Source organism: Breoghania sp. L-A4, assembly GCF_003432385.1.
Lineage (GTDB): Bacteria > Pseudomonadota > Alphaproteobacteria > Rhizobiales > Stappiaceae > Breoghania.
In genome coordinates, this window is record NZ_CP031841.1 from 3606604 (window position 1) to 3625352 (window position 18749).

The 18749-nt window shown below is 66.5% G+C and carries 11 protein-coding genes and 5 pseudogenes; all 16 read right to left on the bottom strand.

Annotated elements, in window-relative coordinates; genetic code table 11:
* Positions 1 to 200: 200 nt before the first annotated feature.
* A complete protein-coding gene (gene lpxC, locus D1F64_RS16495) occupies positions 201 to 1151 on the bottom strand; it encodes a UDP-3-O-acyl-N-acetylglucosamine deacetylase (protein WP_117413315.1) in 951 nt (316 codons plus the stop codon).
* Between the two features lie 340 nt (positions 1152 to 1491).
* On the bottom strand, positions 1492 to 3213 hold the full coding sequence (ftsZ, locus tag D1F64_RS16500; protein ID WP_117413316.1) for a cell division protein FtsZ: 1722 nt from the start codon (positions 3211 to 3213) through the stop codon (positions 1492 to 1494).
* 105 nt (positions 3214 to 3318) lie between these two features.
* Complete coding sequence (gene ftsA / locus D1F64_RS16505; RefSeq protein ID WP_117413317.1) at positions 3319 to 4638, bottom strand: cell division protein FtsA; 1320 nt, start codon at positions 4636 to 4638, stop codon at positions 3319 to 3321.
* On the bottom strand, positions 4638 to 5537 hold the full coding sequence (locus D1F64_RS16510; protein WP_205470507.1) for a cell division protein FtsQ/DivIB: 900 nt from the start codon (positions 5535 to 5537) through the stop codon (positions 4638 to 4640). The genes ftsA and D1F64_RS16510 overlap by 1 nt, the downstream gene beginning before the upstream one ends.
* Positions 5534 to 6462: pseudogene (locus D1F64_RS16515) on the bottom strand (D-alanine--D-alanine ligase). Before D1F64_RS16515 ends, D1F64_RS16510 begins: the two are co-directional and overlap by 4 nt.
* Before the next feature lie 17 nt (positions 6463 to 6479).
* Positions 6480 to 7438: pseudogene (gene murB, locus D1F64_RS16520) on the bottom strand (UDP-N-acetylmuramate dehydrogenase).
* A pseudogene (gene murC, locus D1F64_RS16525) lies at positions 7435 to 8852 on the bottom strand (UDP-N-acetylmuramate--L-alanine ligase). The pseudogenes murB and murC overlap by 4 nt, the downstream one beginning before the upstream one ends.
* Positions 8849 to 9976 (bottom strand): undecaprenyldiphospho-muramoylpentapeptide beta-N-acetylglucosaminyltransferase, encoded by a 1128-nt coding sequence (murG, locus tag D1F64_RS16530; RefSeq protein WP_117413318.1) that lies wholly within the window; start codon positions 9974 to 9976, stop codon positions 8849 to 8851. Before murG ends, murC begins: the two are co-directional and overlap by 4 nt.
* A gap of 67 nt (positions 9977 to 10043) precedes the next feature.
* Positions 10044 to 11144, bottom strand: a pseudogene (ftsW, locus tag D1F64_RS16535) (putative lipid II flippase FtsW); the annotation flags it as partial.
* The gene (gene murD, locus D1F64_RS16540) at positions 11144 to 12547 is read right to left on the bottom strand and encodes a UDP-N-acetylmuramoyl-L-alanine--D-glutamate ligase (RefSeq protein WP_117413319.1); all 1404 of its coding nucleotides are present in this window, start codon (positions 12545 to 12547) and stop codon (positions 11144 to 11146) included. The pseudogene ftsW and the gene murD, both read right to left, overlap by 1 nt.
* A 7-nt stretch (positions 12548 to 12554) precedes the next feature.
* Positions 12555 to 13642: pseudogene (gene mraY / locus D1F64_RS16545) on the bottom strand (phospho-N-acetylmuramoyl-pentapeptide-transferase).
* A gap of 13 nt (positions 13643 to 13655) precedes the next feature.
* Positions 13656 to 13880: a hypothetical protein gene (locus D1F64_RS25505; protein WP_346432253.1), complete on the bottom strand. Its 225-nt coding sequence runs from the start codon at positions 13878 to 13880 to the stop codon at positions 13656 to 13658.
* Complete coding sequence (locus tag D1F64_RS23525; protein ID WP_346432254.1) at positions 13877 to 15103, bottom strand: UDP-N-acetylmuramoylalanyl-D-glutamyl-2,6-diaminopimelate--D-alanyl-D-alanine ligase; 1227 nt, start codon at positions 15101 to 15103, stop codon at positions 13877 to 13879. The genes D1F64_RS25505 and D1F64_RS23525 overlap by 4 nt, the downstream gene beginning before the upstream one ends.
* The gene (locus D1F64_RS23530; protein WP_162901615.1) at positions 15103 to 16578 is read right to left on the bottom strand and encodes a UDP-N-acetylmuramoyl-L-alanyl-D-glutamate--2,6-diaminopimelate ligase; all 1476 of its coding nucleotides are present in this window, start codon (positions 16576 to 16578) and stop codon (positions 15103 to 15105) included. Before D1F64_RS23530 ends, D1F64_RS23525 begins: the two co-directional genes overlap by 1 nt.
* An 81-nt stretch (positions 16579 to 16659) precedes the next feature.
* Entirely contained in the window at positions 16660 to 18261 is a 1602-nt protein-coding gene (locus D1F64_RS16555; RefSeq protein ID WP_248304790.1) for a penicillin-binding protein 2, read from the bottom strand.
* A gap of 124 nt (positions 18262 to 18385) precedes the next feature.
* Positions 18386 to 18745: a hypothetical protein gene (locus D1F64_RS16560; RefSeq protein WP_117413321.1), complete on the bottom strand. Its 360-nt coding sequence runs from the start codon at positions 18743 to 18745 to the stop codon at positions 18386 to 18388.
* Between the last annotated feature and the right edge of the window lie 4 nt (positions 18746 to 18749).

Sequence of the window (18749 nt, forward strand, 5' to 3'; positions counted from 1 at the left end):
CATACCATACGGCCAGCCATTCAAACGGCAACCGGATATCCGTGCTTCTAGCCGAATATTGCCTTCAGCGTAAGCGCCAGCGCGCGCTTTCGTTCAACGGCTCGACCGAACAATTCCCGTGCATGCGAAATCGCGCGGCTTTGCAACTTTTTTAAGGCGTGAGGGGAACCCAGGCGGAAACGCTCTGGAATAATGGCCGCTCAGGAATGGTCCGGGCCGTAGGCGGGGGCGGAAATGTCGCTCGTCAGATCGACCGGGCGTGATTCGCGTTCGCGGCGCGCCGGACCCTCGACGATCTCATAGGCATCCTCGTCGCTGAACAGCGCGATGAGAACGGCATTGTTCATGGCGTGCCCGGCCTTGAACGAGCGGTACTCACCGAGAATAGGCAGACCGGAGAGCGCCAGATCGCCAACCGCGTCCAGCGTCTTGTGGCGGACGAACTCGTCCGCCCAGCGGGTGCCTTCGGGATTGAGCACCCGATCGCCATCGATGGCGACGGAGTTTTCCAGCGACGAACCGCGGGCAAACCCCATGGCCCAGAGCTTCTCGACGTCGCTGACGCGGCCGAAGGTGCGCGCGCGCGCGATCTCGGTGCGGAACAGCTCCGGCGTCAGATCGCCGACAAACGACTGGCGGCCGATCAGCGGCGTCTCGAAATCGATGGTGACGTCGAACCGCATCCCCTCATAGGGCCGCAGTTCGCTGACCGCGCCCTTGTTCTCGACACGAATGGGCTTCTTGATACGGATGTAGCGGCGCAGCGCGGCCTGCTTCACGAGACCGACCTGATCAATGGCGTCGACGAACTGGATGGCGCTTCCGTCCATCACAGGCACTTCGTCGCCGTCGAGTTCGACGAGCACGTTGTCGACACCGAGGCCGCGCAGGGCCGCCATCAGATGCTCGATCGTGCAGACAGACGCGGATTTCTTGCCGATCACCGTGCACAGCGCGGTTGCGGAAACAGCCGACCAGATGGCGTCGATTTCAACTTCCGATCCGTCGGCGCCCGTGCGCACGAACACGATTCCGGTGTTTTCATCCGCGGGATAGAGCGTGAGCGAGGCGGGTTCACCGGAGTGAACGCCAATGCCGGACAAGCGAATCTGGTCTGCGAGAGTCTGCTGCTTGCTGCTCATGTCCGTCATTCAGAAATCCCCGCGCAGCCCGGAGGCCGCTCCCCTCGCCGCATCAGCGCCCCGCCGATGCGTCTATCATTCGCTGTTTTTCGCCGTTTTCCGGGACCGAGCCGCTCCTGGAAAGACCAGAGGGTGGCATTGAATCGATTCCGTTCATCAACCGTGAACGGACAATAGCGCTCGCGCCGCAGGGGCCGAAATAAAGCTTTATTACGCATTGTAACGAAAGTCGCGCCGGCATCGGCCCAACCCACGGCCGCCCACCGAGCCACAAGGGGTGCTCAAACGCAAACGGCCCGGCAAAATGCCGAGCCGCCGCCTTGCGAAGGGCAGTGAGAAAGCCTGTGCGTCAGTTGGCCTGACGACGCAGGAACGCCGGGATTTCCAGCTGATCGTCATCCGAGGCGTGGTGAGCCTGAGACGCCATGCGACCCTGATGATCCTGACGGGGATGCGGATCCTGACGGCCATGCGGATCGAGCTGACCCGCCGCGCCGCGCGGCTGAGGCGCCGCCGGACGCTGGGTGTACTCGGCCGGAGCCGGCTGACGCTGTTCGGGCGCATGATGGGCGTAGGCATCCTCGCCCTCATAGCCTTCGGCGTCGTCCTCGCGGCGGCCGAGGCCGCTGGCCAGACGGCGCAACAGGCTCATCGGCCGACGATCGTCTTCGCCATGCTCGTCGTAATGTTCACCAGCCTGATGAATTTCAGCCTGCACCATCGGCGGAAAGTCTTCCACACGCGGCATCCGCGGCGCGGCATCCGCCGCCACCGGCGGGATGTAGGGTTCGGCCGCGGGCTCAGGCGCGGCCCGCGGGGCCACCGGAAGGGCATCCACTTCCACCGGCACGTCCGGCTCGCTGACCAGCGCGGGGTTCGGCTGGTAGCTTTCGATGGTCACGCCGGGGTCGGTCGCGACCGGGGTCGGCATGGCGATGGCCAGCTCGGCTTCCAGACGCTCGGCCGGGTCCGGCTCGATGCGGGTGGGGGCTGCCGGCGTGGCAGCGACCTGTTCGCGCGGTGCGGAGGAGCGCGTGGTCGCCGATTTCAGCCGCTCGGCCAGTTCGGCCATGCGGGCTTCGGCCGGCGAGGAATCCTCGCGCATGTCGCGGTCGATGCCCGTGGCGACGACGGAGACGCGGATGGAGCCTTCCATGCCCTCGTCAAAGGTCGCGCCCATGATGATGTTGGCTTCCTCGTCGACTTCCTCGCGGATGCGGGTCGCCGCCTCGTCCACCTCGAACAGGGTCATGTCCTTGCCGCCGGTGATCGAGATCAGCAGGCCCTTGGCGCCCTTCATCGTGGTCTCGTCGAGCAGCGGGTTGGCGATCGCCGCCTCGGCGGCCTGCAGCGCGCGGCCGTCGCCGGAGGATTCACCGGTGCCCATCATCGCCTTGCCCATGCCGCGCATGATCGAGCGGACATCGGCGAAGTCGAGGTTGATGAGGCCTTCCTTGACCATCAGATCGGTGATGCAGGCAACACCGGAATAGAGCACCTGATCGGCCATCGCGAAGGCATCCGCGAAGGTCGTCTGGGCATTGGCGAGCCGGAACAGGTTCTGGTTGGGAATGACGATGAGCGTATCGACATTCTGCTGCAGTTCCTCGATGCCGTGCTCGGCCAGGCGCATGCGGCGCTGGCCTTCGAACTGGAACGGCTTGGTGACGACGCCGACGGTGAGAATACCGCGTTCGCGCGCCGCCCGGGCGATCACGGGAGCCGCACCGGTGCCGGTGCCGCCGCCCATGCCGGCGGTGATGAACACCATATGCGCGCCGGTCAGGTGGTCGTTGAGCTCGTCGAGAACTTCTTCCGCTGCCGCGCGGCCGACTTCCGGCTGCGACCCCGCACCCAGACCTTCGGTGACCGCGACGCCCATCTGGACGACGCGCTCGGACTGCGACAGGGCCAGCGCCTGGGCGTCGGTGTTGGCGACGACGAAGTCGCACCCCTGCAGGCCGGCCTGGATCATGTTGTTGACGGCGTTGCCGCCGGCGCCACCGATTCCGAAGACGGTGATCCTCGGCTTCAGCTCCGTTATATCGGGCATTTTGAGATTGATGGTCATGGCTTCCTCATATCCTTCCCGCGCGCCCTGAGACGGGCGGGCGGACTTCCCTCGCAAGTATCAAACCGGCTTTCGCCGCTACACGGCCCCACCACGAGCCGCAATTCAGAAACTCTCCCGGAACCACTGGCCCACACGCGCCAGATAACCGGTTCCGGTCATTCGCAGCTGCCGGCTGCGATCGGGTACGAACTGCTCCATCTGCGAGACTTGCGGATAGATCAGCAGGCCGACGGCGGTCGAAAAGGCAGGGCCTTTCGCCGCTTCCGGCAATCCTGTGATGCCCAGCGGGCGGCCGAGGCGCACGTGGCGCCCAAGGATCAGCCGCGCCTGTTCGGCGAGGCCGGTCATCTGGCTCGCACCGCCGGTGAGCACGACGCGCTTGCCGACCTGGCCGGCGAAGCCCGAGGCGTTGAGACGGTCGCGCACCAGCTCCAGCGTCTCCTCGATGCGCGGGCGAATGATCTTTGTCAGCACGCTGCGCGGGATCTGCTGCGGCAGGTCGCTTTCCTCGTCGACCGGCGGCACGCTGAGCAGATCGAAATCGTCGCCGCCGCCGGGCAAGGCGTTACCATACAGCGTCTTAATGCGTTCGGCGTCGCGCAGCCGGGTGGAGAGCCCGCGCGCGATGTCCGTGGTGACGTGATGGCCGCCGATGGCGATGGCGTCCACATGCACGGCCTGTCCCTCGACGAAGACGGCGAGCGACGTGGTGCCGCCGCCGAAATCGATGCAGGCGACGCCGAGTTCCGCCTCGTCGTCGACCAGGGTCGACAGGCCAGAAGCGAAGGGCGTGGCCACCATGGTCTCGACCTGCAGATGGCCGCGGTTGACGCAAAGCTCGAGATTGCGCACCGGCGGTGTGTCGGCGGTCACCACATGCATGTCGACGCCGAGCTTGCGGCCGATCATGGCGCGCGGATCATGGATGCCGCGGTTGCCGTCCAGCGTGTAGGCGATGGGCAGCGCGTGCACGATGGCGCGCCCGTCGACCGCGAAATGATCGCCGCCGGCGGTCAGCACCCGCTTGATGTCGGCCTCGGTGACCGCGTCGCCGTTGAGATCGACGCTGGCGCAGAAGATCTCGCTGGAAAGCCGGCCGCAGGTGGTGTTGACCAGCAGGCTCTCGACCGTCACCCCGGCCATGCGCTCGGCGGAATCCACCGCCAGGCGGATCGCCTGCTCGGCCAGGTCCAGATCGATGACGACGCCGGACTTGATGCCGCGGGAGCGCTGGTAGCCGTAGCCGAGCACCTCGACCGAATGGGTGCGGCCGGGCAGGGTTTCGTTTTCCTCGCGCGGGGTCAGCTTGGCGATCAGGCAGCACACCTTGGTCGAGCCGACATCGAGCACGGAAATGATCACGGAGCGGCGGCTGGGCAGCGGCTGCATGCGCGGCAGATAGGGAGAGGACGGCGACGCCATCAGGTGTCCTTCCCGTTCTTGTCAGCGCCATGGCGCGGTTGGCCGGAGGTCTGCCGGCGCAGCGCAGCATCCTTGGTGAGCCGCACCACAACGCGGTCGGCAAGCCGCAGGTCCACCGCGACGATGTCGCGCGACAGCAGGCCGCTGTCGTCGTCCAGACGCACCAGCTCGCTCAACGCCGCGTCGACGCCCTCTTCGGGCAGCCGCACGGTGATGCCGTTCTCAAGCACGAGATTCCAGCGGCGGTCGGCGATGAGGACGGCGGCGCGCACCCGCGAGCGCAACGACGGCATCGCGTCGAGCATGTCCGCCATGGCCTTGCCGCGTTCCTGGGCGCCGTGGCCCACCAGCAGCAGCAGGTTGGCATAGCGCTCGTCGACATCGTCGGTGATCACGCGGCCGTCGGCGTCGATGATCGAGATGATCTGGCCGCGCTGCCACAGGGCGAAGGGCTCGCGCTCCTCGACCGTGACCTGCAGCGTGCCGGGATAGAATTTCTGAACCGAGACGTTCTTGACCCAGGCGATCCGGGCGAGCCGGTCGCGCGCGGCCTGCGCGTCGAACAACAGAAGCGAGGAGCCATCGCGGATTTCGAGCGCTTCCAGGATCTGGAATTCGTCGGTCTCGCGCTGACCGGAGAGCTTGATCGCCTCGAAGGAGAAGCCCGCCGCCGCCGTCACCGTGTCGGCGACCGCCAGGGTGTGCCCGCCGAGCACGATGCCATACAGCCCGGTGGCCGCGAGGAAGCCCGCGGCGCCCGCGCGTCCGGCCCAACGCGGCAGGAAGGCGAGGAAGCCGGCGGAACGCCAGACAGGCCTCTGGTGCAGACGCGCGACGCCGCTGCGACGCGAAACGGCTTTCGCCGGCGCCTGCCGCGGTTCGTCCTGTCGTCTCTTCACCGATCGCAACTCGCGTTCTCCACAATCCAACTTACAAGCTCGGGGAAACCGTGCCCCGCGTGGGCCGCCATTTCCGGCACCAGCGAGGTCGCCGTCATTCCCGGCTGCGTATTAACTTCCAGGCAAATCAGTTCGCCGATGCCGTGAAGGCGGTCGTCATAGCGGAAGTCCGCCCGTGTCACGCCTGCACAACCCAACGCACGATGAGCCGTCAGGGTTAATTTCTGTACTTCTTGGTAAATATTCGGTGAAATTTCTGCCGGGAGGATGTGTTTAGATCCGCCAGCCACATATTTCGCGTCAAAGTCGTAAAAGTGGTGCCCTTCGGCAACAATGTCGATAACCCCAAGAGCGACGTCGCCCATCACCGCGCAGGTCAGTTCGCGCCCCGCGACATAGCGTTCGACCATGACGATGTCGCCGTAGGGCCAATCGTCGGCATAGAGCTGCTGAGGGGGATGCTCGGCATCCTCGCCGACGATCAGCACGCCAAAACTCGACCCCTCGTTGACCGGCTTGACCACATAGGGCGGCTTCATCGGGTGCGCCTTGGCGGCCTCGAGCCGATGCATGACCTTGTGCTCGGCGACCGGAACGCCGGCGGCCTTCATCACCGCCTTGGCGCGGTCCTTGTTCATCGCCAGCGCTGAAGCCATCACACCGGAATGGGTGTAGCGAATGCCCAGCACCTCCAGAAGACCCTGGATACAGCCGTCTTCCCCGTAGGGTCCATGCAGCGCGTTGAACGCCACATCCGGCTTCAAGTCCTTGAGAACAGTGGCGATATCCCGTGTAACGTCAACGCGCGTGACGGGGTAGCCAGCCTCCTCCAGCGCGTCCGCACAGGCATTGCCGGAGGACAGGCTGACGGGCCGTTCCGATGACCAGCCCCCATCAGGACGGCGACGTGTTTCTTACCGGTCATCTTTCGACCCCATACGTTCAGACTTGTGAAAATTCTTCGATCGCGACGCCGTCGGGGAACAGACCCAGACGCTTGATTTCCCATTCAAGGACAATGCCGGAATGCGCGCGCACGCGGCCGCGCACGGTCTCGCCGAGACGCTCCAGATCGCTCGCCGTGGCATCGCCCGTGTTGATCATGAAATTGCAGTGCATCGGCGACATCTGCGCGCCGCCGATGGTCAGACCGCGGCAGCCGGCCGCGTCGACTTCCTTCCACGCGGAGCTGCCGGGCGGGTTTTTGAATGTGGAGCCGCCGGTCTTCTCGCGGATCGGCTGGGCGTTCTCGCGATGCTCAACGACCGCAGCCATCTCGGCACGGATGACCGCTTCATCGCCGGGAACGCCCTCGAACACGGCGCTGGTGAAGACCCAGTCCTTCGCGGCATTCGAGTGACGGTAGGCATAGTCCATATCCGCGTTGGAGAGCACGTGGAGGCGTCCCTCGCGATCCACGGCGGTCAGCTCCACCATGCGCTCGCGCGTCTCCGTGCCGTGCGCGCCGGCGTTCATGCGCAACGCGCCGCCGACGGCGCCCGGAATGCCGGTGTAGAACGCAAAGCCGCTCAGCCCCGCCTTGGCGGCGGCTTCCGCCAGACGCTTGTCCGGCACCGCCGCTCCGACCCGCAGCCGGTTCGCGCCGGCGTCCTCGATCTGGCCGAACCCGCGCGCGCCGAGCCGGATGACAACGCCCTCGATGCCCCGTCGCGCACCAGCAGATTGGAGCCGAGGCCGATCGGCAGCACCGGGATTTCACTGGGCAGCAGCGCCAGGAACGCCGCCAGATCCGCCTCGTCGGCGGGCTGGAAGAGAAGCTGCGCGGGTCCGCCAACGCGAAACCACGTGACCGTGGAAAGCGCGTGGTTCGGCAACAGGCTACCGCGGATACCGGCAAAGCGTCCCTGTCCCAGCTCCGACAAGAGATCGGGAAAGCTCACGATGCCTTGCCCTCGCCCATGGCGTCGAGCTGGCCGGGAAGGCTGGCCGCCCACTGGGTGATGTTGCCAGCCCCGAGACAGACGACGTAATCACCCTCCTCCGCGAGGCCCGCGACGAGCCCCGCCAGCGCCTGAGGTCCTTCGAGCGCATAGACATTGCGATGGCCGCGCGCCCGGATGCCCGAGACCAGCGCATCGCGATCCACGCCCTCGATCGGCGCCTCGCCCGCCGGATAGACCGGGGCGACGATTACCGTGTCGGCGTCGTTGAGACAGGCGCAGAAATCGTCAAACAGGCTCTGCAGGCGCGTGTAGCGATGCGGCTGCATCACCGCGATGACCTTGCCCTGCGCGGCCGAGCGGGCGGCGGCGAGGACGGCGCGGATCTCGATCGGGTGATGGGCGTAGTCGTCGTAGACGTCGATGCCGCGCGCCGCGCCCACATGGGTGAAGCGCCGCTTGACGCCCCCGAAGCCGGCCAGACCCTTGCGGATGGCCTCATGCGGGATATCGAGGTGATCGGCGATGGCGACGGCGGCGGTGGCGTTGGAGATGTTGTGTAGCCCCGGCATGGGCAGCACGAGGTCTTCAAGCGTCTCCTCGCGGCCGCTCGCCCGATCGCGGATGACGACGGAGAAGTGCGACTTGCCCCCTTGGTATCGACGCCGAAATAACGCACATCGGCCTGGGGGTTCGCGCCATAGGTGATGATCAGCCGATCCTCGATGCGGCCCACGAGCGCCTGCACTTCCGGATGGTCGAGGCACATCACCGCGCAGCCGTAAAACGGCACGTTCTCGATGAACTGCTCGAACGCCGCGCGGACGTTGTCGAAATCGCCATAATGGTCGAGATGCTCGGGATCGATGTTGGTGACCACGGCGATGTCGGCGGGCAGCTTGACGAAGGTGCCGTCGGATTCATCGGCCTCCACCACCATCCAGTCGCCCTCGCCGATGCGCGCGTTGGTACCATAAGCGTTGATGATGCCGCCGTTGATCACGGTGGGGTCGAAGCCGCCGGCCTCCAGCAGCGCGGCCACCATCGACGTGGTCGTGGTCTTGCCGTGGGTGCCGCCGATGGCGATCGCCTGCTTGAAGCGCATCAGTTCGGCCAGCATCTCCGCGCGGCGCACCACAGGCAGCGCGCGGCGGCGGGCTTCCACCAGTTCCGGATTGTCGCGCTTGATGGCCGAGGAGACCACAAGCACCCGCGCCTCGCCCAGATTGGCGGCGTCATGGCCGATGGAGACCGCGATGTCCTTGGCGCGCAGCCGCTGGACATTGGCGCTCTCGGCCATGTCCGAACCCTGCACCCGGTAGCCGAGATTGCACAGCACCTCGGCGATGCCGCTCATGCCGATGCCGCCGATGCCGACGAAATGAACGGGTCCGATGTCATGCGGCATCTTCATGCCCGTACTCCTTTGTCAAAATCCCGCGCCGAGCCGCCCTGGGCGACATGTTCGACGAGATCGGCCAGCCGCTCGACCGCGTCAGGCCGCCCTTGCGCGCGCGCGGCCATGGCCGCCTGCGACAGCCGTTCGGGATGTGTCATCAAGTCAGTGATTTCCCGCGCCAGCCGGGACGGCGTCAGATCCTTCTGAGCGATGGGCCAGGCGCCACCCGCGTGCTCCAGCACGGCGGCGTTGGCGCTCTGGTCCTGATCCAGCGCATGCGGAAGCGGCACAAGTATGGACGGACGGCCGATGGCCGCGAGCTCGCACACCGACGTGGCGCCGGAGCGGCAGACGACCAGATGGCTTTGCGCGATGCGCGCCGGCAGATCGCCGAAGAAGCTGGCGAGCTCCGCCTGCACGCCGAGCCCCTCATAGGCCGCGCGCACCCGTTCCAGATCCTCCGGCCGGCACTGCTGGGCAAGCACGATGCGCGCGCGGACATCGGCGTCGGTCTCGGCCAATGCGGCGGGCAGCAGATCCGAGAAGAACCGCGCGCCCTGCGAGCCGCCGAAGACCAGAAGCTTCAAGGCGCCGTTGGCGGACGGCGCGTCATAGGGCGTTTCGGCCGCCGCGATCACGGCCTCGCGGAGAGGATTGCCGGTCAGCGCCGCCTTGCCCGCATAAGCCTCGAGACCACGCGTCTCGCCAAAACTCTTGGCGATGACGGAGACGCCGCGCGCCAACAGCCGGTTGGCCCGGCCCATCACCGCGTTCTGCTCGTGCAGGATGGTGGGCACGGAGTGTCGCAGCGCGGCCGCCAGCGGCGGAAAGGTCGGGTAGCCGCCGAAGCCGACGACGACGGAGGGGCGGATCCGCTTGACGACGCGAGACGCCTGCAGGAAGCCGCGAAACAGCTTCAGGCCGGTGCGCGCCAGAGCCAGCGGATTTTTCGACCGGATCGTCTCGGAGGACACGATATGCACGGCGCGCGCGGGGAAGACCTGACCGTACTGGTCGGCCCGTTCGTCGGTTGCAAGCTCGACCGTCCAGCCGCGCTTGCCCAGGGCCGTGGCCAGCGCCTGGGCGGGGAACAGATGTCCGCCCGTGCCACCGGCCGACAGAAGAACGGTCTTGTCCATCAACACTCTCACTGCGCCGCGCTGGGGGTGCTCGGCGGGTCACCATGGGAGCACTCTGGCGACGCTGCTTCGGCCGCCGCCGCGTCAGGGCCAGCACGAAGCCCATCACCAGCGCCACGGATATCATCGACGAACCGCCATAGGAGATGAACGGCAACGTCATGCCTTTGGCCGGCATCAGATTGAGGTTCACCGCCATGTTGATGCTCGACTGGATTCCGAACAGCACGATCAGCCCGGCGGTGGCCAGGCGCACGAAGGGATCGCTCTCGCGGCGTGCGTGACCAAGTCCGCGCAGCACGACAAAGGCGAAGATCGCCAGCAGCACCAGACAGAGGATGATGCCGAATTCCTCCGCCGCCACGGCGAAGATGAAATCCGTGTGACTGTCCGGCAGAATCCGCTTGATGGTGCCCTCGCCCGGCCCGCGCCCGAACCAGCTTCCCTTGACGAAGGCCTCGATCGCGGTGTCGACCTGGAATGTGTCGCCCGAGGATGGATCAACAAAGCGGTTGATGCGCTCGGTGACGTGCGGCAGCAGCAAATAGGCCGCCCCCATGCCGACAAGACCCATGAGCCCGAGCGCCATGATCCAGATCCACGACAGCCCGGCCATGAAGAACAACGCGCCCCAGACAATCAGCACCAGCATGGTCTGACCAAAATCCGGCTGCGCCACCAGCAATGCGGAGACCATCACGGCCAACAGGATGGAGAACAGCCGTCCGGGCATTTCCGGCCGCTTGCCGGTTTCCGACAGCAGGAAGGCGATCAGCACCACGAAGGCCGGTTTGATGAATTCCGACGGCTGGATGGACACGCCCAGCACGGAGATCCAGCGCCGCGCGCCCTTGACCTCGCTGCCCGCGAACAGGGTGATCACCAGCATCACCAGCGAGACGATGAAGATCGCCAGCGCCACGCGGCGCAGCATCCGGGGATCCAGCGTGGAGGCCGCCAGAAGCACGACCAGCGCCGGGATCAGGAACACCGCCTGCCGCTTGACGAAGAAATAGCTTTCCAGCCCCAGCCGCTCGGCCACCGGCGGGCTGCCGGCGAACGACAGCACCACACCGCCGATCATCAGCGCGATGGTGCCCGCGAGCAGCATGTGATCGACGGTCCAGAGCCATTCGGACAAAGCGCTGCGGTCGGCGCGGCTGGTCATCAGGCAACCTCCTTGCCATCGTTGCTCTCGCCGAGCGCCATGACGGCGGCGCGGAAGGCATCACCGCGTTTCTCGAAATTGGCGAACTGATCGAAACTGGCGCAGGCCGGCGACAGCAGCACCACGGCTTCTCCACCGCTGCTGTCGGCCGCCGCGTCGCTGGCCGCCTGCGCGACCGCGCGGGCGATTGTCGTACTCGTGACATGCGGCACGGCGTCGCCCAGGGTCCGGGCAAAGGCCTCCGCCGCCTCGCCAATGAGATACGCCCGTTTGATGCGGGAAAAATAGCCCGTTAGATCACCGATGCCGTCGGATTTCGCCTTGCCGCCGAGGATCCAGTAGATGCGGTCAAACGACGACAGCGCGCGCGCGGCGGCATCGGCGTTCGTCGCCTTGGAGTCGTTGACGAACAGCACGTGCTCGCGCTTTGTTACCAGTTCCATGCGGTGCGCGAGGCCCGAGAACGTCGCAAAGCCCGCCGCGATCACATCCGGCGCGATGCCGAGCGCGCGCAGGCTGGCGAAGGCAGCGGCCGCGTTCTGGGCGTTGTGGTCGCCGCGCAAGGTGTCGATGCCAGCGAGATCAGCGACCTTCACGGTCTTGCCGCCTTGTGCCGCATAGAGAGCGCCATCGTGGCCGAAGACGCCTTTCTCAAGCCGCGTATGGCCAGAGATGCGCACCACCGTGTGGCCATCGGCCTCCAGCGCATCGGCGATGGCCGCGCAGCGCGCGTCATCGACGCCGATGACAGCGGTGCGGCCTTGCGCCACCAGCCGTGTCTTGATCGCGGCGTAGTTGTCCATCGTGCCGTGCCGGTCGAGGTGGTCGGGCGCGAGATTGAGCAGCACGCCCACATCGGCATCCAGCGTCGGCGCCAGATCGATCTGATAGGACGAGCATTCCACCACATAGGGGCGACCGGTTTGCGGCGGCGCGAGCTCCAGGACCGGAACGCCGATGTTGCCGCCCATCTGCGCGTCGAGACCGGCATGGCGCAGCAGGTGGGCCACAAGCGCCGTCGTCGTCGACTTGCCGTTGGTGCCGGTGATGGCGATCAGAGGCGCGGCCGGACATTGCGCACGGCGCTCGCGCGCGAACAGCTCGACGTCGCCGATGATCCCGACACCAGCGTCACGGGCACGCACAACCGTCCAATGCGGCTCAGGATGCGTCAGCGGCACGCCGGGCGCCAGCACGAGGGCGGCGAACGCCGACCAGTCGGCCGTCTTGAGATCGCCGACGGGAATACCGGCCTCGCGGGCCGCCTCGACGCGCGCCGGCGCATCGTCCCAGGCGACAACCCGCGCACCGCCCGCGACCAACGCCCGGGCCGTGACAAGGCCCGAGCCGCCGAGGCCGAAGACCGCGACGCCCTGTTCCTGGAAAGATGTCACCGGCACCATGATCGCGTCACCGCAATTTCAAGGTGGCGAGACCGAGCAGCGCCAGCACAACGGCGATGATCCAGAAGCGGATCACCACCTGCGCCTCGGTCCAGCCCAGATGCTCGAAATGATGATGGATCGGGGCCATGCGGAACACCCGCTTGCCGGTGAGCTTGAAAGAGATCACCTGGATGATCACCGACATGGCCTCCAGCACGAACAGTCCGCCGATGATGGCGAGCACGATCTCGTGCTTGGTGGCGACGGCGATCGCGCCGATCATGCCGCCGAGCGCCAGCGATCCCGTGTCGCCCATGAAGATGGCGGCCGGCGGCGCGTTGAACCACAGAAAGCCCAGTCCCGCTCCGAACACCGCTCCGGCAAGCACCGCAAGCTCACCGGTGCCGAGCACGAAATGGATCTGCAGATAGTCGGCGAACACCTTGTTGCCGGACAGATAGGCGATCATGCCGAAGCTGGCGCAGGCGATCATCACCGGCACGATGGCCAGGCCGTCCAGTCCGTCGGTGAGGTTGACCGAGTTGCCGGCGCCGACGATCACGAGGACCGCGAAGGGCACGAAGAAGATGCCGAGATTGAGCAGGAAATCCTTGAAGAACGGAAACGCCACGGAGGTCGCGAAGGGTTCCTGCTGCAGATGCGTCACCGCGTAGGCGGCGATGCCGGCGATGATCGCCTCCAGCGTCAGGCGCACCCGGCCGCTGAAGCCGTTTTTCGCCGATGCGCGCGTCACTTTTAGATAATCGTCGTAAAGCCCGATCAGGCCGAAGCCGACGGTCACCCCGATCACGACCCAGACGTAGGGGTTGGACAGGTTGGCCCACAACAGGGTGGAGACGAGCACGCCGGAGAGGATCATCAGCCCGCCCATGGTGGGCGTGCCCTTCTTGGTGAGCAGGTGACTGGCCGGACCGTCCTCGCGGATCGGCTGGCCCTTGCCCTGACGCACCCGCAGGCTGTCGATGATCTTTGGCCCGAACAGGAAGACGAACAAGAGCGCCGTCATGATCGCCCCCCGGTGCGGAAGGTGATGTAGCGGAAGACGTTCAGAACCGAGATCGTATCGGCAAGGTCAACGAGGAAGTACAGCATTCAATTCCGTCCGTTAGTTTGTCGACACGCGGTCCTGCCGGACCGGTTGTTGCCTGGAGGCATAGGCGGCAAGAAGCGCGCTGACCAGCGGCCCCATCTTCGAACCCAGCGACCCCTTGATCATGATGACGTCGCCGGGCCGCAGATCAGCCAGCAGCGCCGCTTCGAGTTCCCGGGATTCCTGTGCCTGGACGCCCTGCAGCCGCGGCGGCAGCGCCTCCCACAACTCGCCCATCATCGGCCCGCGCAGTAGACCAGATCCACATGCGCCTCCTCCAGCGGCCGCGCCAGCGCCCGGTGCAGCGACGCGGAAGCCTCGCCCAGCTCCAGCATGTCGCCCAGCACCGCGATGCGGCGGCCGGGCCGCTCGATGGGCGTCGCCCCGAGCAGGGAAATCGCCGCGCGCATGGAGGCGGGATTGGCGTTGTAGCTCTCGTCGATCAGAGTAGCGGGACCATTGGCCAGAGCCAACTGATGCCGCTCCCCGCGCCCCTTCGGCGGCTTCATTCGGGCAAGCGGCTGCATGGCGCGCGCCAGATCGGCGCCGGAAAGCGACACCGCGCCGAGGACGGCGAGCGAATTCTGCACCAGATGCCGGCCCGGCGCGCCGATTTTATAGCTCACCGGCACATCGAGGACGCGCGCGGAGGCGCAACTGCAATCCTCGTGACAGACCACCTGCTCGAGATGGATATCGGCGTCGCGGCGGACGCCGAAGCTGACCACACGGGGCACCGACGCGGTGTGCGCCAGGAAGCGCAGCAGATCGTATTGATCGTTGTCCGCATTCAGGATGGCGACGCCGCCCGGCTCAAGCCCGGAGAAAATCTCCGACTTGGCCTTGGCGATGGCCTCAACCGAACCGAAATGTTCCAGATGCACCGCCTCGACGGTGGTGATGATCGCCGTGTGCGGCCGCACCATGGCGACGAGGCTTTCGATCTCGCCGGGATGGTTCATGCCGATCTCGAAGACGCCGTATTCGGTGGCTTGCGGCATGCGTGCGAGCGTCAGGGGCACGCCCCAATGATTGTTGAAGGAGGCAACCGAGGCGTGGGTGCGCCCGCAGGCCTCGAACGCCAGCCGCAGCATCTCCTTGGTGGAGGTCTTGCCAACGCTGCCCGTGACCGCGACGATCCGCGCCTCCGTGCGCGCCCGCGCCGCCCGGCCGAGATCTTCCAGCGCAGCCAGCACGTCAGGCACCACCACGTAGCGGCCGCTGCGCGGCAGCTCGTCGAGCCGGTCGTCCGCGACGACCGCCAGCGCGGCGCCGCGTTCCATGGCGGCGGTCACGAAATCATGCCCGTCGAAGCGATCGCCCTTTATGGCGAAAAACGCCTCGCCGCGTTTCATCGTCCGGCTGTCAATGGAAATGCCGGTGACAAGCGCCTCCACGCCTCCGACAGAACGCGCGTCCACGGCTTCAATCAGGGCGTCACTGGTCCAAAGCGCGTCGCGCATCAACGTGTCTCCTCGGCTGCGCCCGGCACAGCCAGCGCCGCCAATGCGGCGCGCACGGCTTCGTGATCGGAAAACGGTACGGTCCTATCGGTCAAGATCTGGCCCGTTTCATGGCCTTTTCCGGCGACGCACACAACATCGCCCGCCCCCAGCATGCCTATGGCCGTCTCGATGGCCTTGCCCCTGTCGCCAATTTCGATCGCATCGGGGGCCGTTGCCAGAATGGCGCTGCGGATGGTCTGCGGATCCTCCCCGCGCGGGTTGTCGTCGGTAACGATGACCACATCGGCCCGGGTGGCGGCGATCCGCCCCATGATCGGACGCTTGCCCGGATCCCGGTCGCCGCCCGCGCCAAAGACGAGGATCAACCGTCCGCTCGCATAGGGGCGCAAGGCTGTCAGGGCGTTGTCCAGCGCTTCCGGTTTGTGCGCGTAGTCGATGAACGCCAAGCCGCCGGCGGCGGTCTTGCCCGCGAATTCCAGCCGGCCAGAAGCGCCTTTCAGCCCCTCCAGCGCCTTGAGCGCCACGGGCACCGCAACGCCGCCAGCCACGGCCAGACCCGCCGCGATCAGGGCATTCGACACCTGAAAGCGCCCGGGCAGCGGCAGCATGACCGTATGATCCCGCCCCCCGGCGCGAATGGTCAGGCGCTGATGAAAGCCGTCGCGCTCCAGCCCGACGAGGCGCAGATCGCCGCCCTGTTCGCCCACGGTCAAAAGCGGCAGGCCGCGGTCCTCGGCGATGGCGATCACCCGATCCGCGTAGGCTTCGCCGGGATCGGTCACAACCGTGCCACCGTCGGGCAGCAGCGTGTCGAACAGGCGCAGTTTCGCCGCGAGATACTCCTCGACGGTGGCGTGATAGTCGAGATGGTCCCGCCCGAGGTTCGTGAAGGCCGCCGCCGTCAGCTTCACGCCGTCGAGCCGGCGCTGGTCGAGCCCGTGGCTGGAGGCCTCCATGGCGGCATGGGTGACGCCCTCGTCCGCGAGCGCGGCCAGGCTCGCGTGCAACCTGACGGGATCCGGCGTGGTCAGGCTCGCGTAGTCGCCACCCGAAGACGTCTGGATGCCGACGGTTCCGATGCTCGCTGCGTGCAGTCCGGCAGCCTCGAAGATCTGGCGCGTGAACACGGCGACCGACGTCTTGCCGGAGGTGCCCGTGACCGCGACGATGGTTTCCGGCTGGCGTCCCGCAAGACGCGCCGCCATCAGGGCCAGCGCGCGGCGCGGATCGGCGCAGCGCAGCACCGGCACGGAGGTTTCGCCGATCTCGGCGTCATTCGCGGCCAGCACCGCGACCGCCCCTTGCGCCACGGCGGTGGGCACGAAGCGCGCGCCATCCACGACACTGCCCCTGAGGGCCGCGAACAGGGTTCCCTCGACCACCGCACGGCTGTCCGCGGTGACAGCCGAGACCTGCACGCCACGGGCGCGTTCCGGCAGTGTCAGTTCGGCGGCGAGGTCTTCCAGAAGCATGTGTTCAGTCGCAATTGATTATGGTTAACGCTTTGCCGCATGGGCCATCGGGTCCCGGTATCTCACCTTCACCCGACAGGCTCAATAGGAGATCAAAACCGTATCGCTGTCGTCGTCGAAGTGCGGCGCCACGCCCAGCATAGGCGCGGCACGGCGGATGATCGAGGCAACCGTGGGCGCGGCGTTGGAGCCGGCCGTGGTGCCCCCGCCCTCACGCGCGGCCTTGGGCTCGTCGAGAACCACGAGGACCACATATTTCGGATTGTCCATCGGGAAGGCCGCGAGGAACGAATTGCGGCGCTTTCCGTTGACGTAGCGGCCATTGACAACCTTGTCCGCGGTGCCGGTCTTGCCGCCGACCATATAGCCGGGAACGCGCGACTGGCGGCCCGATCCCTGCACCGCGTTCAAACGGAACAGGTAGCGCATGGCATCGCTGACACGCTGGGAGACCACGCGCTTGCCGAGTTGCGCGGCGGTTGCCGCGTCACGCTCCAGGAACGTGGGCGGCAGAAGGGTGCCGCCATTGACCAGCGCGGCGGCCGCGACGGCGGTCTGCATGGGCGTTACCGACAGCCCGTGCCCGAAGGAGATCGTCATGGCCGCCAGTTCCGACCATTTCGGCGGCAGCATGGGACTCGCCACCTCCGGCAGCTCCGTCTGCAGCCGCGACAGCAGCCCGATGCGCCCGAAGAACTCCTGCTGATGGTCGATGCCGGCTTCCAGCGTCATCTTGGCGGTGCCGATGTTGGAAGAGAAAATGAACACCTCCGGCACCGAAAGAACACGGTGTTTCCCGTGGAAATCGTTGATGGTGAAGCGGGAAACGCGGATCGGCTTGCTCGCGTCGAAACTGTCCTCGATCGACACCTTGCCGGAGTCCAGCGCCATCGCCACGGAGAAGGTCTTGAACACCGACCCCATCTCGTAGACGCCGGCCGTGGCGCGGTTGAGATTGTCGTCCTCAAGCGCCCCCGCCGGGTTATTGGGGTCGTAGTCGGGCAGCGACGACATGGCGACGACTTCGCCGGTGTCCACATCCAGCACGATGCCCACCGCGGCAATGGCCTGGAAACGGTCCATCGCCTTGACCAGTTCGTCGCGCACCACGTGCTGGACGCGCAGATCGGCGGAGAGCGTGACGGGTTCAAGAGGCCGGTCGGTCGCGAAGCCGGCGCTCTGCAGATCGGCGAGGCCCTGCCCGTCCAGGTATTTCTCGATGCCCGCGATGCCCTGGTTGTCGACGTTGACGTGGCCGACGATATGGCTGGCGGTCGGGCCACCGGGATAGAAGCGCCGGCTTTCGGTCAGAAACCCGATGCCGGGAAGCCCCAGATGATGGATGGCGCGACGCTGGTCCGGGGTAAGCTCACGCTTCAGCCATTGAAAGGCCGAGCCGCTTTCGAGGCGCCGCCGCAGGTTCTCGGAGCCCAGTTCAGGGAGCACGCCGGAGAGCTTGTCGATGGCCTCCTCGACGTCGAGGATCTTGCGCGGCTCGGCGTAGAGCGACGCGGTCTTGATGTCGGTGGCCAGGATCTCGCCATTGCGGTCGAGCAGATCGGGACGCGAGGCGGCGATCGCCTGCTGGGCGCCGATGTACGCGGTCGCGGGGGCCTCGGTCGCCATGCCGAGGCTGACGAGCCGCAGGGCGATCAACCCGTAGACGCCGGCGAAGAACACCATGGCGATCGCCACGCGGGCCGGGCTGCCGACATCCTCGCTGACAGGCGCAGCAGCCTTCACGCGCGGACCGCGCTGCGCGAGCAGGGGGGAGAATTCGCTGACGAAGCTGGCCATCGTCGGGGTCCTAGCGGATCACGTTGCTGCTGCCGCCGGCGTATCCGCCGAGCGACGCATCGTTGCCAAAGGGATCGAGATTCATCGGTTTCGCCGGAAGGTCCTCGAGCGCGGCGATCTGTTCGACTTCCAGCGGCTCGAGTTGCAGATAGCTGTTGTAGCGCTCGACCAGCTTCTGCAGCCGCGAGGGCTGGTTGAGCAGGCTCCACTCGGCCTTGAGCAGCGAGATCGTCTCGCGCTCCTCGTCGATCTGACGTTGCAGCAAGGCGGTATGCTCAGCGGTCAGCTCGGCATCACGCTTCATGTTGTAGACCAGGGCCGCGCCGGCGATGACGGCGAGCATGAACAGCACATTGAGCAAGCGAACCATGACT